The organism is Gimesia sp., assembly GCF_048262075.1.
GTDB lineage: Bacteria > Planctomycetota > Planctomycetia > Planctomycetales > Planctomycetaceae > Gimesia.
Genome location: NZ_JBLXFK010000002.1, coordinates 455,819 through 474,912, shown reverse-complemented (window position 1 = coordinate 474,912; position 19,094 = coordinate 455,819). Strand labels below are relative to the sequence as shown.

16 protein-coding genes are annotated in these 19,094 nt (G+C 49.3%); 7 read left to right on the top strand and 9 right to left on the bottom strand.

Annotated elements, in window-relative coordinates:
- Positions 1-96: 96 nt before the first annotated feature.
- From ACN0YH_RS05545 to tsaE, 3 genes are all read right to left on the bottom strand, one after another.
- Positions 97-387, bottom strand: coding sequence for a hypothetical protein (locus tag ACN0YH_RS05545; RefSeq protein WP_417378565.1), 291 nt, complete (start codon positions 385-387; stop codon positions 97-99).
- A 103-nt stretch (positions 388-490) separates the two neighbouring features.
- Positions 491-1,495 carry an NAD-dependent epimerase/dehydratase family protein gene (locus ACN0YH_RS05540; RefSeq protein WP_417378564.1) on the bottom strand — a complete coding sequence of 335 codons (1,005 nt, stop codon included), beginning with the start codon at positions 1,493-1,495 and terminating at the stop codon, positions 491-493.
- Positions 1,496-1,541: 46 nt separating this feature from the next.
- Positions 1,542-2,024, bottom strand: coding sequence for a tRNA (adenosine(37)-N6)-threonylcarbamoyltransferase complex ATPase subunit type 1 TsaE (gene tsaE, locus ACN0YH_RS05535; protein ID WP_417378563.1), 483 nt, complete (start codon positions 2,022-2,024; stop codon positions 1,542-1,544).
- Between the two features lie 220 nt (positions 2,025-2,244).
- On the opposite strand from tsaE, the gene ACN0YH_RS05530 reads away from it, so the two are divergent.
- From ACN0YH_RS05530 to uvrB, 4 genes are all read left to right on the top strand, one after another.
- Entirely contained in the window at positions 2,245-3,441 is a 1,197-nt protein-coding gene (locus ACN0YH_RS05530) for an MFS transporter (protein WP_417378562.1), read from the top strand.
- Between the two features lie 479 nt (positions 3,442-3,920).
- Positions 3,921-4,685 (top strand): gamma-glutamyl-gamma-aminobutyrate hydrolase family protein, encoded by a 765-nt coding sequence (locus tag ACN0YH_RS05525; protein ID WP_417378561.1) that lies wholly within the window; start codon positions 3,921-3,923, stop codon positions 4,683-4,685.
- 327 nt (positions 4,686-5,012) lie between these two features.
- Positions 5,013-5,867: a segregation and condensation protein A gene (locus ACN0YH_RS05520; protein ID WP_417378560.1), complete on the top strand. Its 855-nt coding sequence runs from the start codon at positions 5,013-5,015 to the stop codon at positions 5,865-5,867.
- A gap of 192 nt (positions 5,868-6,059) precedes the next feature.
- A complete protein-coding gene (uvrB, locus tag ACN0YH_RS05515) occupies positions 6,060-8,105 on the top strand; it encodes an excinuclease ABC subunit UvrB (protein ID WP_417378559.1) in 2,046 nt (681 codons plus the stop codon).
- 109 nt (positions 8,106-8,214) lie between these two features.
- On the opposite strand, the gene uvrA is transcribed toward uvrB, so the two are convergent.
- From uvrA to ACN0YH_RS05485, 6 genes are all read right to left on the bottom strand, one after another.
- Entirely contained in the window at positions 8,215-10,836 is a 2,622-nt protein-coding gene (gene uvrA, locus ACN0YH_RS05510; protein ID WP_417378558.1) for an ABC-ATPase UvrA, read from the bottom strand.
- A 12-nt stretch (positions 10,837-10,848) separates the two neighbouring features.
- Complete coding sequence (gene rimI, locus ACN0YH_RS05505) at positions 10,849-11,400, bottom strand: ribosomal protein S18-alanine N-acetyltransferase (RefSeq protein WP_145224601.1); 552 nt, start codon at positions 11,398-11,400, stop codon at positions 10,849-10,851.
- A 351-nt stretch (positions 11,401-11,751) separates the two neighbouring features.
- Positions 11,752-12,066, bottom strand: coding sequence for a hypothetical protein (locus ACN0YH_RS05500; protein ID WP_417378557.1), 315 nt, complete (start codon positions 12,064-12,066; stop codon positions 11,752-11,754).
- 172 nt (positions 12,067-12,238) lie between these two features.
- On the bottom strand, positions 12,239-13,567 hold the full coding sequence (locus ACN0YH_RS05495; protein WP_417378556.1) for a PhoPQ-activated pathogenicity-related family protein: 1,329 nt from the start codon (positions 13,565-13,567) through the stop codon (positions 12,239-12,241).
- 114 nt (positions 13,568-13,681) lie between these two features.
- Positions 13,682-14,122 (bottom strand): hypothetical protein, encoded by a 441-nt coding sequence (locus ACN0YH_RS05490; RefSeq protein WP_417378555.1) that lies wholly within the window; start codon positions 14,120-14,122, stop codon positions 13,682-13,684.
- 120 nt (positions 14,123-14,242) lie between these two features.
- Entirely contained in the window at positions 14,243-15,232 is a 990-nt protein-coding gene (locus ACN0YH_RS05485; protein ID WP_417378554.1) for a DUF1559 domain-containing protein, read from the bottom strand.
- 371 nt (positions 15,233-15,603) lie between these two features.
- Between ACN0YH_RS05485 and ACN0YH_RS05480 the strand changes: the two genes are divergently transcribed.
- The 3 genes from ACN0YH_RS05480 to ACN0YH_RS05470 all read left to right on the top strand — a co-directional run bounded on the left by ACN0YH_RS05480 (position 15,604) and on the right by ACN0YH_RS05470 (position 18,939).
- Entirely contained in the window at positions 15,604-15,735 is a 132-nt protein-coding gene (locus ACN0YH_RS05480; RefSeq protein ID WP_417378553.1) for a hypothetical protein, read from the top strand.
- 311 nt (positions 15,736-16,046) lie between these two features.
- Complete coding sequence (locus ACN0YH_RS05475; protein ID WP_417378552.1) at positions 16,047-17,471, top strand: UDP-N-acetylmuramoyl-L-alanyl-D-glutamate--2,6-diaminopimelate ligase; 1,425 nt, start codon at positions 16,047-16,049, stop codon at positions 17,469-17,471.
- 55 nt (positions 17,472-17,526) lie between these two features.
- The gene (locus tag ACN0YH_RS05470) at positions 17,527-18,939 is read left to right on the top strand and encodes a UDP-N-acetylmuramoyl-tripeptide--D-alanyl-D-alanine ligase (RefSeq protein ID WP_417378551.1); all 1,413 of its coding nucleotides are present in this window, start codon (positions 17,527-17,529) and stop codon (positions 18,937-18,939) included.
- Positions 18,940-19,094: the final 155 nt, after the last annotated feature.

Sequence of the window (19,094 nt, the reverse complement as noted above, 5' to 3'; positions counted from 1 at the left end):
TGACCGCAGACTTGAGTTTTCGACACTTTCAGCAGGTGAAAGTCAATCGCTGCAGTACCATTCTTCATTACCAAAACCCAGGCAATGTAGCTTGATTCAACCGATCCAGAGGTTGATATACCAGTTCACTCCATCAGCCAGGGGAGGAATCAGGTCACAGGCTAACAGGAGTGGTGTGTAGAAAGCAGCGAAGAAAGGGGAGCTCAGCGAGTTGAATGATGCGTACCATTGCCAGAATAAAGGGCCGATGGATAGCACATACAGGAAGAGAAAGACGGTAACCTGAATGGTGGAAGTGATAATATATCGCCGCCAGGACCAGGCTTTCTGAGCGGGCTGCTGTTGAAGATCAGATTGATCAGGTAATTGAGACGGTGTGCTATCCATGGATACTATTCTAACTTTCAGGCATGGGGCAGGTCAATCGCCGCGATCTCCTGCTCGACTGCATTCGCATGGATTTTACACAGAATTCATGAGTGGAGTGGAATCATGGTAATTTGTGATGGGTTCGAAACCAATCAATGGTAGCACTCATCGACTGTTGAAATGTTTTTTGCGGCTGGTAATTCAGTTCCTGCTGAGCTTTTTGAGAACTGAAATCCAGGTTCAGGCCCAGAAACTTGATGCGTGCCTGTGATAGAATGGGGGCCTGTTTTTTTCCCAGAAATCGCCAGAGGCCTTCCATTATGTGGGCCAGGTTTCTGGCGACTGGCAGTGGAACGACTTTTTGAGGTGACTGGTACTCAGCCAGTTCCGCGATCGTGGAGATAAATTCACGTTTACTGACCAGGGAGACATCTGTGATGTTGTATGTCTGACTCACAGCGTCTTCATTAAACAGCGCCAGAAATATGGCGTCGACCAGATGTTCGACATAGGTGTTATTCATCAACTTTTCGGGGCTGCCCAGATAGGCGAATCGCCCCGACTTCAATCGCTCGAGAATGCGTGGCAGTACCGTCCGGTCGCGGGGACCATAAATGAATCCGGGGCGTAAAATGGTATAGGGAATGGAATGCTGCCGTAACAGTTGTTCTGATTCAATTTTGCTGAGTGTATATCCATCTATGCCGGCTGTGTGGGGGGGCTCTGTTTCGTCAGTGCCATAATGGTCGCGGGCTTCGTAGACTCCCAGCGAACTGATGTGAATCAAATGCTTGATCAGGCATTGCGTTTCCAGCTCTGTCAGCAGATTTTGTAAGCCGGCAACGTTGGTTTTTCGATAATCGTCGACACTTCCCCAGTCACCAACTTTAGCTGCAGTATGAACGACGATCGTAATGCCATTCAGAACATCACGCAGTGATTTTTTATCGGTTAAATCCCCTTCAATCAGCTCTGTATCAAATTCTTTCAGGTACTTTGCCTGATCGAGCGAGCGAACAAGCGCGACCGTTGGTATGCCCGCCTCTCGGGCCCGTTGAATCACATGACTCCCTACCAGGCCTGTCCCTCCGGTTACGAGAAGTTTTTGTTCTGATTCAACGGTCATGTCACTTTTCCTGATTCAGATTGGGGAGAGGTCGAGAATTCAAAATTCAAAATGATTCCGTTTGCAGTTGGGCGATGATCTGTTGAGAACGTGGTCCCTGCCCGTGAAAGTGAAATGTGCGCGCCGTTTGCGATGAGTGTTCAATATTGATTTGCAGCAGATCACCGGGAAGGACCTCCCTGACTTTGTCGGCCCATTCGATCAGGCAGACTCCGTCGGAGTAAAGCAGGTCGTCAGCTCCCAGTTCGAGAAACTCATCGGTATCCCGCAGTCGATAGGTATCGAAGTGATACAGGGGAAGCCGTCCCTGGTATTCCTGGATCAGGACGAAGGTCGGGCTGGTCACTTCAGCTGGATCAACATCGAGTGCAGTGGCAATCGCCTGGACCAGACGTGTTTTGCCTGCTCCCAGGTTCCCATTTAACGCGATGACTGTTCCCGGGGTCAGGTATTTTGCCAGCTTTTTTCCCAGGCGTTGTGTGTCGAGTTCACTGGTTGATTCAAAGGTCCACTCAATTTCAGATTGCAACGATGATTCTCTCGATAAAGATTTGGTTTGAACAGTCAATGATTCTGATGGTATAGCCGGTTCTCGCAAATATCACAATACAAGCTGTTGCAGGATGATTCAGGAAATGTACTAAAAACAGCGGAACCGTTCTGCTCTGATGATTCGCATTCTGCTACCCAGCCCTGTAGAATACCAGTTGACTTCTGAATAGAATTCCTGCCTTGAAGCTTTCCTGAAAATGTCCCACGCTTATCGTAGCCTGATTTGTCTCACACTCACTCATATGATTGTTGATGCTTCAGCAATTGTTGTCGGCCCGTTGTGGGGGGAACTGGAACGGGTTCACTCTCTGACGGAGAATTCACTGTTCATTGTACTGACCATTCATGCGCTGGCATCTTCCCTGGCGCAGCCCGTGTTTGGATACATCCGTGATCGTTACCCGATCAAATCCATCTTGTGGCTGGGGCCCTTACTGGGAGCTGTGATGATGCCGCTGGTCGGTCCGGCGAACAGTGTATTTTTTCTCTGTGTGGCTTTGCTGCTGGGAGGGATTGGGATTGGTTCCTTCCATCCGGAAGCAGCTGTGGTCGCAGGCTCTCTGATTCCGGAACGACGTACGCGGAGTCTGTCACTCTTCATGTTTGGTGGTGCCATGGGGCTGGCGCTCGGACCGATCATCTGCGGCGCGATCGTTTCTTCCTGGGGCCTGTCGAGTGTCTGGATTCTGGCGCCTCTTTATGCCGGGTTGATTCTTCTGCTGTACCGGATTGGTAAACCACCGGCGTCTTTGTTTGAGCGAGATCGAAATAAAAAAGCGCAGTCTCTATCGCAGATGCTGGAAGGGCGTGTGCCACTGGCAATATTTCTGTTTATGGTTTGCTCGCTCAGGCTGGTTCCAAATATGGCGATGGATAAGCTGATTTCCTTCATTCTGAAAGACCAGAATGTTTCTGCATTTCAAATTGGTTTGATCCAGTCTGTCTTTCTGTTTTCAGCCAGTGCCGGGATGTTACTGATGGCATTTCGATTCAAATCCGGGCATGAGAAGTTATTCATGATTGTCTGTCCGCTGCTGGGCATTCCGCTCATGCTGGTTCTGGGCTGGGAAGGATGTCCGACCTGGTTGATGACTCTCTTATTAATTCCCAGTGGTCTGATTTTATGGGGTACGAGTCCCGCGATGGTTTCTTATTCTCATCAACTGTTTCCCAAAGGGGGCGGCATGGCGTCCGCGATCACAATGGGTATGGCCTGGGGTGGTGGTGGCATGATTCAGGCGAAGATCACCAGCCATTTTGTCGCCTTGGGGACGCCTCAGCAGGCGTTTCATGCGATCATCCCCTGTCTGCTGCTGGCAACGGTGGGAGCAATGCTGTTGCCGGCATTGTGTACCGTTCCGAAATCACAGGCGGAAACGGTTGAAACCGTGTAAGCAATCAGACTGGTTCCATTTCTGAAAAGGTGGCGTTCAGGAGGTGTTTCAGATTTATTTTTTAAAAAAGTCAGGGCAGAACTACCGAATCGTTACGCGAAAAAGGACCGCGGCACAACATGTGGTATGCAATCTCTGTGAGACAGGAATATTGGCTCAAAATGATCGATTCACTAGACAGCATGCTGTGGCGGTACTAAGATCCGCTCACTCAAGTGATTTGAAAAGTTTAATTCAAGTTGCTTGAAGTTACTGAATTTTATCAGTAGCAGACGGACCGAAGGAACGGACCGCGAAAAGAGAATGGATTCTATTTCAATTCGTTCGATCAGGGGGGATTTTCATCCGCTCGAACGCACTTCGAATGCGAGTCTCTACGCAAGCTGCTTCCTTCAATCCGCTGAATTTGGGGAATTCCCGTTATCCCCCATCTGTTTTTTGACCGCACAGGAAGTGCACTGAAGTGAAGGATGGATTCGATGTCTAAAAAACCCTTGATTGGAATTACCGGAGACTTTCGCCCCGAGCAAAAAGAGTCACAGGCTTTGAGCTGGTTTTTTACCGGCTACTATGATTCTGTAACAGACGCTGGCGGGATTCCCGTCATGATGCCACCATTGGCTGATGACGATGACCTGAAACAGTTTCTGGAACAGTTGGATGGCCTGATTCTTTCCGGTTGTGCGTTAGACCTGGATCCGATCCGACTGGGATTTGAAAAACACCCTGCTTCCCGCGCCATGCCTTTACGTCGCGAAGACTTTGATCGTCGTGTTTGTACGATGGCAATGGAAATGAAAATGCCTTTGCTGGCAATTGGATCAGGAATGCAACTGATGAATGTCATCAGTGGAGGCACACTGCATCAGCATGTAACGGAAGATGTCCCCGGTGCCATGTATCATCGTGATGGTGTGGAAGCCAACCTGCGACATATAATCAATATTGAACCAGGTACCCGCGTAGATAAAATGTACGGCCCCGGCGAAATTCGCGTGAACAGCCAGCACCATATGGCTGTAAAATATGTATCGAAAATGTTTGTCGCTTCGGCAACTGCCCCCGATGGCGTGATTGAAGCCATTGAAGTTCCCGATGAAGACTGGTTCTGCGTTGGTGTGCAATGGCATCCCCAGAATCATTCCGCTTCTGCACTGGATATGCAGGTCTTCGAAAACTTCCTGTCTGCCTGTGAAGAGCCCGAACCACAAATTCTGCAAATGCCTGTCCGCAAGGCTGCTTAACCCACAGAAGGGTTACCGGCGGCGTTTCTGTCTTTTGAGTGGGGACGGGAGTCGCTTCGGCTTTGTGTCATCGTGATACGGTGATCTCGAAATCGGCAAGTCATTACGGCTTGCCGATTTTTTTCTTTCGTAGTCAGGCAGTCGGAAAATTTGAACTTGTAGCGGTTATTCTGACGATAACGATAGTATCCACCTCGAAAAATGGCGGGAACTGACGACGAATTTGATTCGATCCCGCTACGAATAAAAAAACCTAACCCGCAATGAGTAAACGAGATAACGCTAATGTTTAGCGCCCGTTTTTCATAACTGAGCCCGAAAATAAATATGACGACTGCCCAATATAAGGTCGACCTTAGTATATACAGTGGTCCATTGGATCTGCTGTTATACCTGATTCGTCGAAATGAGCTGGATATTCTCGACCTGCCTGTCGCTTCCATTACAGCTTCGTTTAATGAATTTCTGGATGTACTGGAACTGATCGATCTGGATCTGGTTGGTGATTTTATCCTGATGGCCAGTACCCTGGCTGAAATTAAAAGTCGAATGGTTCTGCCACGGGCGGAAGAGGAAGAGATCGCCGAGGTTATTGATGATCCACGCAGTGATCTGATTCAGCAGTTGTTGGAATACAAAAAATTCAAAGATGCTGCCAATGCGCTGGAAGAACAGGCTGCAGAATGGCAGGAGCATTATCCTCGACTTTCTGATGAGCGTCCCAAGTCGGGTAAAGATCCTTCAGAAGATCTGATTAAAGAAGTTGAGCTCTGGGACCTTGTCAGTGCGCTGGCTCGGGTGGTCAAGCGCAAAGAAGTAGATGAGCAGTCCAGTATTACCTACGATGATACTCCAATTTCCACTTACGTGGAACGAATCGGTGCCCGTGTTCGTGTCGAGGAACGAGTTACTTTCAGTAGTTTCTTCGAAGGGGAAAAACTTCGCAGCCGGATTATCGGTATCTTTCTCGCTATTTTGGAACTGCTTCGACATCACCATTTCCGGGCAGAACAACCTGTCGCGCATGGCGAAATCTGGGTGATGCCCCCCTTGGAAGAGGATGCGGAAGTCGCCGCGGATCAACAAGAGATTGAGGGAGAAGCAGAGATCACAGAATCTGCTCCCGGAGCTCAGGTACTGCCTGATACGCCTGCAGACGACGAACCGGAACTGGAAGCGTAAGCCGTTTTCACTGGAAGCGTAAGCCGTTTTCAAAGTGTCCTTTTGTCAGAGTCCTACTTCTTTCGTTGCAGTACTGCCAGTCCCTTTCTTAATGGGATGCCGACTCTCTACAATACAGGCAGAGAATCCTATCTTGTCTACATGCCCAGTCAGTTTTGCTGGAGGGGCTGAATCTGGAGACTGTAAGCGACCATGTCTGTGTTTCAACTGAAGAGTGAATTCCAGCCTTCGGGCGATCAACCGGCAGCCATTGAAGGACTGGTCAAGGGAATCAAAGAAGGCAAATCGGATCAGGTTCTGCTGGGGGTTACTGGTTCGGGTAAAACTTTTACCATGGCCAACGTGATTGCCGAGTTGGGCCGCCCTGCTCTGGTGCTCTCGCATAACAAAACGCTGGCAGCGCAACTTTATTCCGAGTTCAAAGAATTCTTCCCGGAAAATGCAGTCAGCTACTTCGTCAGCTATTACGATTATTACCAGCCGGAAGCCTACATTCCGCAGCGCGATATTTACATCGAAAAAGACGCGTCCATCAACGATGAGATTGATCGTCTGCGATTGCTGGCGACCAGTGCCCTGGTGAGCCGCCGTGATGTGATTGTGGTGGCGAGTGTGAGCTGTATTTACGGTCTGGGTTCTCCCAAGGATTATCTGGAAATGATGATTCCGCTGCGGGTAGGAGAAGAAATTGATCGGGATGAAATGCTGCGAAAGCTGATTGATATTCAGTATGATCGCAATAACATGGAATTATCACGGGCTAAATTTCGTGTGCGTGGGGACGTCGTTGAATGCTGGCCCGCGTATGAAGAGTTTGCCTTTCGGATTGAGTTCTGGGGGGATGAAATTGAAAACCTGGCGATCATTGATCCGCTGACCGGCGAAGTTCTGCGGACCGTCAAAGAAGCCTATATTTATCCAGCCAAACACTTCGTTCTACCCCAGGAGCGAATCGAGTCGGCAATTCAGGAGATCCAGACCGAGTTGGATGAACGCATTCAAGAACTGCAGAGTGAAGGGAAGCTGCTGGAGTCGCAGCGGTTGAGTGCGCGGACCCGCTATGACATGGAGTTACTCGAAGAGGTGGGTTTTTGTCCGGGAATCGAAAATTACAGTCGAGCATTAGCGGGAAGAAAACCGGGTTCTCCTCCTGATACGCTGTTGGACTTCTTTCCGGAAGACTATCTGTTATTTGTAGATGAATCCCACGTGACTTGTTCTCAGGTGCGGGCGATGTATGCCGGCGACCGTTCTCGAAAAACAAACCTGGTCGATCATGGATTTCGTCTGCCGATGGCTCTGGATAATCGGCCATTGACGTTTGATGAATGGAATGCCCGTCGAAAACAGACCGTCTTCGTATCTGCAACGCCTGGAGACTGGGAGCTGGAACGCGTCGAAGGAGAAGTCGTGGAACAGGTCATTCGTCCTACCGGGTTAATTGATCCAGTCATTCGAATTGAACCCGCGCGCGGGCAGGTACCGCATCTCAAAGCAGAAATTCTCAAGCGGGTTGCCGTCAATGAACGCGTGCTGGTGACGACATTGACCAAGCGACTGGCAGAAGACCTGTCTTCCTATTTTCAGGAAGAAGGGATTCGTTGTGCCTGGCTGCATTCGGAGTTGGATGCGTTTGAACGCGTGGAAATTCTGCGTGGCCTGCGTGAGCAAAAATATGATGTGGTGGTCGGGATCAATTTATTACGTGAGGGACTCGATATTCCTGAGGTTTCGCTGGTGGCGATTCTGGATGCAGACAAGGAAGGTTTCCTGCGAAGTGAGACGAGCCTGATTCAGACGATCGGTCGATCTGCCCGGCATGTGAATGCGGAAGTCATTTTATACGCAGATCGTGTCACTCCGAGTATGCAGAATGCCATGGACGAAACCGAGCGGCGTCGTGCGATTCAGGAAGAGTATAACCGGGAGCACGGGATTACTCCCGCTTCGATTAAAAAAGCAATTAAGCGGGGCATTGAAGAGGAGATCGAAGCACGTCAGTTGGTGCGGGAATCAGTTGGTTTCAAGGATGAATCGGAATACATTACACAGGAGTTTCTGGGAGAACTGGAGCAGGAAATGCTGGAAGCAGCAGAGAAGCTGGAGTTCGAACGGGCCGCGTTGTTACGTGATCGGATTGATGATCTGAAAAATCAACGGGGAAAAACGGGAGGTTCGTCCCAGAAGTCCTCTTCGCGCTCCGGTAAAAAGGGGAAACGTCAGCGGAAAAGACGGTAATCAAGCCTGTCTAGGCTGTGTCCAGCTTTACTGTAGCGTTTCCAGGGCTGTTTGACGCGAGTATACCAGATTGAGAGACGCTACACTTAAATGTAATGCGCTCCAGGGGTTATGCGAAAATCCCATTGAGTGCCTGGCCGGTATAAGACGTGGGATGTGCGGCGACTTCAGCAGGCGTGCCTGTCACTACGATGCAGCCCCCCTCATCACCTGCTTTCGGTCCCAGGTCAATAATATGATCTGCTGCACGGATGAGATCCAGATTATGTTCAATCAAAATGATCGAATGGCCTGCCGTCAGCAGAAATTGGAAACAGCTTAATACATATTGTATATCCAGGGGATGCAGGCCGCGCGTCGGTTCATTCATCAGGAACAGCGTTTTGTTGCGACTGCTGGTATTCAGGTAAGCCGCCAGTTTCAACCGCTGACATTCTCCACCCGAAAGTGTCGGCAGCGGTTGACCCAGAGGCAGGTACCCCAGGCCGACATCTTTCAGCTGTTTTAATTTCTTTTGTAATGCCGACTGGCCTCGAAAAAACGGAAATGCTTCATTCACGGTCAGTTCCAGGACTTCCGCGATATTCAGCTTTCGATACTTGATCTCCAGCAGTTCCCGCTGATAACGTTTGCCGTGACATTCCTGACAGTCCATGGTTAAGTCTGCGAGAAACTGCAGGTCAATTTCGACTTTTCCCGTTCCTTTGCAAACCGGACAGCGCCCCCCTGATTTACTGTTAAAACTGAAATGACCCGGGGAAAGATTTCGCAGGCGGGCATCAGGTGTTTTGGAGAAAATCGACCGGATTTCGTCAAACAGATTCAGGTATGTTGCCGGGATACTGCGCGGATTCTGTCCCGGCAGAGCATGATCCAGCAGGATCACTTCATCGATCTGATCAGCACCTGACAGGGACTGGTAATGATCGTCGTGCTGTATGGATTGAGTCCCAGAGAGTTGTGCTGCGAGGATGGGAAACAGGGTCTGCTCAATCAGGCTGCTTTTCCCACTCCCACTGATTCCGGTCACAACGCACAATTGACGTAAGGGAAATTGAACGGTGATGTTCTGCAAATTGTTTCGAGATGCGCCGGTCAGTGTGATCCACTCTGAACTCTGCTGGCCGGGCTCTGTTTTCAGAGGTTCCGTTTTGGTTGATTTTAGAAACCGGCTGGTTGACGAGATTTCGCTGGCTGTGAATGCTTCCAGTGGACCAGAGAAGACGACTTCTCCCCCTGTCTTTCCCGCTTCAGGACCCAGTTCAATAATATACTCTGCAGCACGAAGAAAGGATGCATCGTGTTCGACTATGAGCAGAGTGTTGTTCAACTGTCGCAATTTCTGGAGAACAGTTATGACACGCTGGTTGTCGGCGGGATGGAGACCTGAGGAGGGCTCATCCAGTACATAGAGGGTATTGACCAGATTGGATGATAACAGGGAAGTGAGAGCCGTTCTCTGAATTTCACCACTGGAGAGTGTGGAACGTGTTCGATTTAACGTCAGATAGTCCAGGCCCAGTTCATTCATCAGGGAGAGTCGCTGCCTGATCTCACGTAAAACGGGCGCCAGTGGTTGTGTTTCTGTTGAAGTCAGTCCTTCCGAAAATTGTTGCAGCCAGACAGGTATTTGCCGGATGGGTAATTGACCGAGCTGATTGATATTCTGCCCGTTGATCAGGACTGCTAAAGCAGACTGATTCAGGCGACTGCCCTGGCAGTGAGGGCAGGTTTCCACAGCACTCGTACTGGATGATTCTGTAGTAATAAATCCTGTTCCCCGGCAATGGGAACAAGCACCGCTGGGGCTGAAGAAATTAAAGAGCTGTGGTTCGGGTTCTGCAAATTCCTGCTGGCACTGCGGGCATGTCAGATCTGTCGAAAAGTCAAAACGAAATACTTGTTGCTGCCCGATTTGAAACAGGGTTTCTGTTGTCTGTTCTGGTAGAGGTTCCATCAATAAGAGTGTTGCCTGACCTGAAGACTCTGTGAAGGCGAATTCCAGGCTTTCGCTGATCCGCTGATCGTCGATTGATCGGGTGGACAAACGATCGAGAACAACCAGGATTTCATTTTCATCGGTGTCGAATTCAGACAGTGGTACAGTCAGGTCGTCTGAGAGCTGGTACTCTTTGTGCTGCAGGATCATGCGACTGAGCCCCTGCTGTTTGAGCTCCTGAATGATTTCTGGTAACGAATGCTCTCCCGTCGTGACCGGATAGCAGATCTGGTAGCGTATGCCGACAGGAAAGGTTTTGATCAACGCCAGGACGGTTTCTGGTGACTGCGGGGAGATTGGAATCTGGCAGTCCGGACAGGTTATCTGACCAGAAGCTGTATACAGGAGTCGCAGGTAATGTTGGATCCCCGCTTCAATGCCAGCGGTTGACTCGAGGCCTCTGGATGTAAAGTAGCGCTGACTGGAATTCTGCCTGAGGGCAATTGCCGGGGGGATTTGCGAAATCTGGTCCGCATCCGGTTTGGGGAGCTGGTTTAAATACTGTCGGGCAGAAGGGGAGAGGGTTTCCAGGTAGCGTCTCTGACCTTCTGCGTAGAGTGTGTCGAAGGCCAGACTGGTCTTACCCGAGCCGCTGACGCCGCAGACCGCAACCAGTTGATTCAAGGGGATGTCCAGGTTGATATTTTTCAGGTTATGAACCCGAACGCCACGCACCTGAATGACTGACAAAGGAGTCTCGGAAGTGGTCTCGCCTGGCAGGTGTGTGGTCATGTGCTGTCAGTTTCAGGCAGCGTCAGAAGCATCCAGATAATTGCTGATCCGGCTTTTCGGTGACAGGCCGGGGGCAAAATCCTGTTCAGAGCGTTCCAGTCGGTATTGCAGAACGTAGGCATCTTCGCCTGCATCTTCGAAGTAGTTTCGCAGAACAGACACCGCACGGAAATCCATTTTACGGAAGAAGAGCTGGGCTGGCAGATTCGTTTCCCGAACTTCCAGAGCGATCTCACGACGGCGCTGTTGAGACAGTTTATCAACCACGCGTTGTACCATCTGGCGTCCGATGCCCTGCTGCCGAAATTCGGGAGCGACGGCAAAGTTGAGAACCTGAATCATCGATTTATGGAGTTCATAAATCATGAAACCGACGATCTGGTGGTTGTGCTCGGCGACCATACCGATACAGTTTCGTTGTCTCAGGCAACTGAGAAAATACTCTTCAGACCAGGTGTATTCAAAGCTTTCTTCTTCAATTCGAAGAACTTCTGGCATGTCCCGGCGGATCAGCCAGCGAATTTGAACCATCACGTCCTGATTGGGGGGTTGATTGAGACTCATAGTCGCCTTCCTGCTACTGATAAGTGCTTCAACAAGTGCCGGGGTCTGTTGCTATTTTCATCCTGAAATACTGCATCAGTCCGGAGTTAAGTGAATCGGTAAGGTTTGGATTGGGCGTCGAAACAGGTGATCATGATTGCGGATGTGACTCAGTGAATAGGACGCCTCGAACCGCGAGGTTGATTCGCGAAAGTTACCAGAAGTCGAAATCGGCGCACAGACGAATTTTTGTTTTTTTACCAAAATTGTCAGCGAAAGCTGACGGAAGCGCGCTATCCCAAAAGGTACAAACGCAGTGTCAGACTGAGTCTAACATGCTCTGATACGGGGCAAACAAACGCTTGGAAACTCTCAACCTTTTTTGGGGAGAGGCATCCGTCGTTTGATGAGCAGGTGGTTAATGACCTCTTCGATTCCGGTCAGTGCCTGGATGCGTTTGGTAATATCCGGGCACTCGCCATCAAATTCCAGAACGCCTTTCAGGCAGACACCATTTTTGGTGCGGTGTACGACCAGCGAGTTCAGGCAGACATCAGCATCTTCAGTCAGTGCATGCTGAATTTCACATTCCAGGGAATGGGGGGCATTGAACTGCATGGTAGCAGCACGTGCAGCTGTCTTTGCAGGGATACGGTTTGTTTCGTGGGCGAGCATTTTGTTTTTCATCTTATCGTTCCTTTACCACCAGTAGGTTCGGTCCATCCTTCCAGGATTTTGGCGGAGTTGTCGTGTTAAGCATTATCTTAACATTCAAATTTGAAACTTATAGATGAAAAATAAAATTCTTTCTAAATTGTGAAGATATGGAGAATGAATCCCCGGGAAACTTGCGCTTACATTATTTTGATGTTGTAATTGTGCAGAGAGAATAGGGGATATTATTGATGGTATAGATAGCTTCCAGATAATAGGCTACGTGCCCTTTGTCTGGCTTGTTTATTTTAGCTAAGTATCCAGATTCGTTTGCCATAACTTCGGTGGAAGTCCATTTTGAATCACGGAAGTCTTTGTTGTCGGATTGCGCAGTCCATAGTCGTACCTGGGAAGGTTTGCTGGAACTGGTCAATTTCAGCTCAAAGTCTTTTGAGTTATCCCAGTCCAGTTTGGGAAGTTCTTTGCCTGTAGCGGCGTGCATGAAGAAAGCGGCCAAGGTCTGCAGGGCATATTCCACTCCATCACCCAGATCGTGGCCGGCATTGGGGACCTGGAGAATATATTTGGGTCCGACCAGATCTGACCAGTAAAAACGCATGGCATCGACGACCCAGTAAGGATCATTGGTGCCATTGATCAGGAGTTTGGGGAGTGTGAGTTGCTGGCGATAGGTGTAAGGATCCATCATCAGGCGCAGGTGTTTTTCCCGTTCTGATTCTTCGCCTTCCACGATGAGTCCTTTGCTCGTGTAATCAATAATCTGTACGCTGTATTTTCCCCAGGTATTGATCTGATGTTTCATCTGATCGCGAAAATTGAGTGTATCAATCACGATGGGAGCGGTTGCGATAATTCGTTTATCTACAACCGGTGTGAGCCAACTGGTCCAACCGCGTTTAGAGGCTCCGGTAATGACAAAGCCGTCGATGACCAGATTTCGTTTTTCCAAAGCGATTTCCTGGATCGCGTCCATGGCTTTAACGGCGCTTTTGGCCATCGGGAACAGAAGGGGCCAGTTTTCATCTCCCGTTTTCAGGTATCGCAGCCAGGTTTCGGTAATCAGGTCATCTTCTTTTTTTCCATTAAATAGTGGCTGGTTAGGGACCTGTGTAAGCAATGCGATCCGGGCGCCGGTCGTTTTGGCCAGCAGGAAAGCAGGTTTTAAGCGTTTTTCACTGGGCTGGCCTCCATTGCTGCCGCCCGTAACAAATAACAGCACTTTGCTGTTAATCTGCACGTTTTCCGGTTCGAAAATATAAAGCCAGTGTTTCCAGGTCATCCCCTGCCAGGTCTGGGAAGTCAGTTCGACAGGATATGCAGTGACACCTTCGTGAGAAAAGGAATCATGGATTTCCCACTTATAGGCTGGTTCCTCCCTTTCGATGTATTTGAAAAACGCATCAGGAATCTGGCTGGCTGTTGTGGGTCTTGCTGGAATATTCGTGTTTTCTGCAGCAGTCACGATGGTGCAAATGGTGGCCAGAATGAGGGATGAAAAGATGCGTAGCAACATGGTCTGGTTCCGATTTTCTGTTAAGTGAGGAAGAATTGAAATTAACCTGAAGGTTGAGAAGCAGATAGCTGTTTCCAGGTAAAATCAGATATCAGGTTTATAAATCGATTCCGATTATTTAGTGGTGAGCTCTATGATTCCCAGATCCACTGGTTTACCCGGCTCAACGGTGAATGTGATTTCGGATTTTTCAGGTTTGCTATAGCGATTTTTCAGCTTGTCAGGGCCACCATAACTTCGCGACATGATGTCCAGTTTTCCCCATAAGAACGTCAGGGCGTATTTTCCTTCAGGCATTCCATCACCAGAAGTGTAGGTTGAGATTTCGAAAGAACCATCATCGACTGTCTGGCATCCGGAAATCGTCGGGTGCTCGGTATCGATTTCATCCTGTTTGTGGCACATGACTTTAATGGGGGAGCCGGGCTCTTTTCCATCAACGGTGACTTTACCCGTCACAGGAAAAGTCTCTTTGGTATAAGGTTCTTCAGCACTACCACAGCTATAGAATGCGAGGGGAAGCAGAGTGCAGCATAGGAGATTCAGTAGTTTCATGGGGTAATCTCAAGAAAATAGAGGGTGAAAAGCAAGTCGAATTCGATCTTCCACCTGGCGCATTTGTGCCTGCTCCAGGTGGAAGAATCTTTTATAAGCACAGAAAAACGGTACTGATACTTAGAATTCACCAAGTGTTTCGCCACCTGCCCTGGTAGTCAGGCTGGCCAAGGTGTAAGCGCCAATGTTTGCACTAATGAAACGAACTGCTCCATCACCCAGCAGAAAATGAGCGCCACCAACGTGGAAGCTCAGGAATCCAGCACTGCGTCCATTTGTGCAGTTGATAGCACAAGGTCCTCCGCCACCGCCATCAGTTCCGTCGCGGAGTGAGCCTTGATACCAGTGTTCGCCGTTCAAGAGATCTCCCCAGCCTCCACCATTTGTCGGGCCATAGGCTGTTGATAATGCTGAGTTTTTAGTGGTGCCGCTATAAATGTTCGTTCCACCAACTCTTTCACCTAATAGAATTGTGTTGGAAGATCCATCCAGGATATCGCGCATTCTGGTAATCGCATTACCTGGTACATTAGTCAGCATGCCGGACCGACTGCTGGCAGCGGGATGACCGGTGTAAGCGATTGTTGAATAGTTGCCACGTACACCGAGGGCCGGGCAATAATCGGAGCGGGCTGCTGTGTAAGTCAATGGGAAACCCGCGGCTGCAAGGTCATAGTCATGTTTCGTAGCTTCAGGTGTCGAGGGGCACATAAAAACTGGTAGTGGGGTTGCGATCACGGTCAGGTTCTGTGCGACTGCGGGGATGGCTGCCAGTTCATTAAATGCAGGGTAGGATGAATTCCATTGGTTGTAGAGATTTGCCTGATCAAGGTTAGGCAGCAGCATGGTGCCGTAAACACCCGCCTTGGGGTTGCTGGGGTTTGAGGAGTCGACAAACCACGAAAATGGAAAGCAGTTATGTGTGTCGTGGTAATTATGAAATGCCAGCCCAAGCTGTTTCAGGTTGTTTTTGCAGGTAGAGCGGCGGGCTGCTTCCCTGGCCTGTTGCACTGCGGGTAGCAGCAGAGCAATTAAAATAGCAATGATGGCGATGACCACAAGTAGTTCGATAAGAGTGAAGCCCTTTTTGAGGCGCGAGTTCAGTTTCATCTTCTCTCTCCTTTGACACATCGGAATAAGTTGGCTGAGATGGGGATAATTAGCGTAAGAATACTTCTCCGTTTGACAGGTAAAGCGAATTAACTCCTCAATTAGAGTCCCGAATTATTAGCAAGAATTTGCTGTTATGAAATTTATAAACTATCAGCCATTCAGGCTGCAGGTTCTCTTCACTCAGGGCGTTTTTGAGATGAATGGGTAACGACTGAGTTATTATCAAGATACCCAGACAGATTTTCGGAATCCATAGCATTGTGTATTAAATAGGTAAAAATACCAATTTTAAATTTAGAATAAGATGACATGAAAAACGTTGATTTTAACGTGTTTTTTCAGTTGGTGGGCTGCAGGGGCTTATTGGAATGCAGTCAAAGGCCAGCGTATTCCGCCAGGAGAGCGATTCCAGGCTGGCTGGTTCTGGCATGCCGAAGCGGTTCAAATCGCCTGGCTTGTGTAATAATTACAAGTCGGGTGATGTGGATCTGTTTTTTTGAATTTCCTGGGTTGACCTGAATCGAAGAATTACGAGAATGCTCCCCACTTTAAGACATTGCAGAATCTGAATAAATCCATTTCACATACCTTTGCCTGTTCGGGCTTCCCGGATTTATTTACCACGCTATCACGTCACTGAAGTTTCCTGTCGTCATCAATTCTTTAACCTAATGGTTTTCCTGGAATGCATGGTTCTTACCTCACATCCATGTCATCTTCTTCATCAATCAGCTTGTCACCCGGGACAATTGCCGTCAGTATCCGATCACTGATTCCCTCAGCAAGCTTTGTTGATTGCGCTGATATTTTTGTGACTTCGATACACTCAGACAGTCGCTGTTGTCAGCCAGGTGATCTGTTTGCCGTCGTGAACGGTACAAAAGAATGTGCGGAACGATATGTTCCCGATGCGATTCAAAAAGGTGCGAAAGCAATTTTAACAGAACGCCCATTGACCGGGCTGCAGGTACCGCAATGTATTGTTCCGGATGTGCGTAAGGTATATGCCCTGCTCTGTTCTGAGTTAGCGGGGCGTCCTGCACGACAACTGGAAACAGTGGGAGTCACGGGAACCAATGGCAAAACCACTGTCAGCTGGCTGATACGATCTATCCTGCAGAACTCCGGCAGGAGAACGGGACTCTCCGGTACGGTCGAATATCACGACAGTATCACCTCCCGCTCTGCTTCGCTCACTACGCCAGATGCAAATGAGCTCTCTCAATTGCTGGCTGAAATGGTCTGCAGAAAAGCCACACATGCGGTGATGGAAGTTTCCAGTCACGCGCTGGATCAGAGTCGACTGGCTGGAACCGACCTGCAGGTGGGGGTGATCACGAACGTGACGCAAGATCACTTTGACTACCATCAGAATTTTGAAAACTATGCAGCCTGTAAAGCCCGTTTGATTCAGCACGTAAAACAGAATGGTACCGTGATCCTGAACTGGGATGATCCAACATGTCGTGCATTTGCAGACAAGGTGAAGGCATCCCAGACACTTTTAACCTATGCCATTGATGGCCAGGCGGATGTGCTTGCTCAAAATCGACAGGAATCAACGGCAGGTGCGGAGTTCGAACTTCTGTATAACGGAGATTCTGTCCCGGTGCGGACTTCATTGATCGGCACGCATAATATTTCCAACTGTCTGGCGGCTGCCGCTGCCTGTCTCAGCCTGGGAGTCTCATTATCTGAGATTGCTGTGGGAATCGAAAAACTGGCAGCGGTGCCTGGCAGAATGGAACGAGTGGCCTGTGGGCAGTCTTTTACAATTCTGATAGATTATGCTCACACTGATGATGCATTGATCCATGTCATTCGTTCTGCGAAACGGCTCTGTTCTGAGCGTGTGTTTTGTGTGTTTGGTGCCGGCGGAGATCGGGATACAGCAAAACGCAGTCTGCTGGGGCTGGCTGGATGTGAAGCAGATCGGGTCATTATTACCAGTGACAATCCCCGCAGTGAAGATCCGGCACAAATTATCAGAGCGATTGCCGAGGGATGCCGGATCAGAGGCATTTCCCCAGAGCAGATTATTGATCGACGGGAAGCCATTCATCATGCTTTGGCTGAAGCCCGTGCTGGTGATCTGGTACTCATCGCCGGCAAAGGGCATGAAAACGAACAGATTATCGGCGATCAGATCATTCCTTTCAGTGATCGACTGGTTGTGGAGAATTTCTTCCGTAATCGAAATCAACGTATCGACAACTCACAGAAGGTTCCGGCTTAACTGAGTCGTTGTCTTCAGAAATCATTTTCAGTAATAGGAAAAATAGAGCAGTCTAATGGATCGTATCTCAATCAACAAAATCAGCCAGGTGATTCAGAGGGGGGCAACAAACCCGCTTCAGGAACTGGCTGAGGTTGCCGGGATTTCGATTGATTCGCGCACCACTCAAGCGGGTGATCTGTTCTTTGCCATACAGGGGCAACGGTTAGATGGACATCAGTTTGTCAGCCAGGCTTTGTCGCGAGGGGCAGCAGCCTGCGTTGTGAAACGAGGGGCCGTTACTGATTCTAGTTCTCAGGTACTGCTTGAGGTCGAAGATGTTAATCAGGCTCTAATGCAGTTCGCTGGCTGGTATCGGGAGCAGCAGGCGGCGCAGGTAATCGGTGTCACAGGCAGTGTCGGAAAAACAACAACCCGGTCGATGATTTATACCGCATTATCGTCCTGCCTGTCAGGGATTCAAAGCCCTGCAAATTTCAATAACGAATTCGGCGTGCCTTTAAGTATCGCCGGGATGGAATCATCTCATCAGTTTGCGGTTCTGGAACTGGCCGCATCGCATGTGGGAGAAATTCGAGAATTGGCTGAGGTTGTTCGACCTCAGGTCGGGGTGATTACAGGCATTGGTCACTCTCATCTGGAGCATTTTGGGACTCTGCAACAGACTGCGGAAACAAAAGGAGCATTGTTCGAACAGTTGCCGACGTCAGGGCTGGCTGTGATCTGTGGTGATGACCCGTTTGCAGACTTTCTGACATCTCGAACCACCGCCAGAATTGTGCGGGTGGGGCTGGGAGAAAACAATGATTTACAGGCGGTCTCAATAGAGCAGGATCAGCAGGGAATTTCATTTCGGGTGAATGATCAGCAGTATCTGATACCGGTTGTGGGGCAACATTTCGTCAATGCTGCTTTGGCGGCGATCGCTGTGTCCCGGGAGTTGGGGATCTCTGAATACGATGTTTCGGAGAGTCTGCGGAACTATTCCACTGTTCCGGGACGCTGTCATCAAATGCAGATTGGCGAGTGGGCTGTGATTGATGATACCTATAATGCCAGTCCTGATTCCATGCGAGCGGCATGCCAGGTGTTACGCGACTTTGCCGGTACAGGTAAACGGATTATGGTGATGGGGGACATGCTGGAACTGGGGCCGGAAACAAAACGCTATCATCGGGAGATGGGGGCGCTGGTTACGGAATCTGGTGTTAATCATCTATTTATCTGTGGAAAGCTGGCTGAGTCCGTGTCGCAGGGGGCCCGGTCTGCCGGGATGTCTCAAAATCAAATTACTATTGCTGCTGATGTGGAACTGCTGGCTCAAGATGTGATTGATCATCTTGAGCCGGGAGACGTTGTGTTAGTGAAAGGGTCTCGCGGGATGCGGATGGAGCGTCTGCTGCAGCATCTCCAACAGACTGTTTCAGTCAGGGAAACAACAGGAGCGAAGAAAATATCATGTGTCTAAAGTTGTGATTTCACCATATGCTTCGGGTTTGCGGGAATCCAGAGCGCGTCCGTTTCGGCGGACAAACCAGCGTCGGAAATTGTGATTACTTGGGTCGATCACTCCACTGCTGTATTATGGTGAAATCATTTCCGGGCGTCGGGATTGGGGTCTCG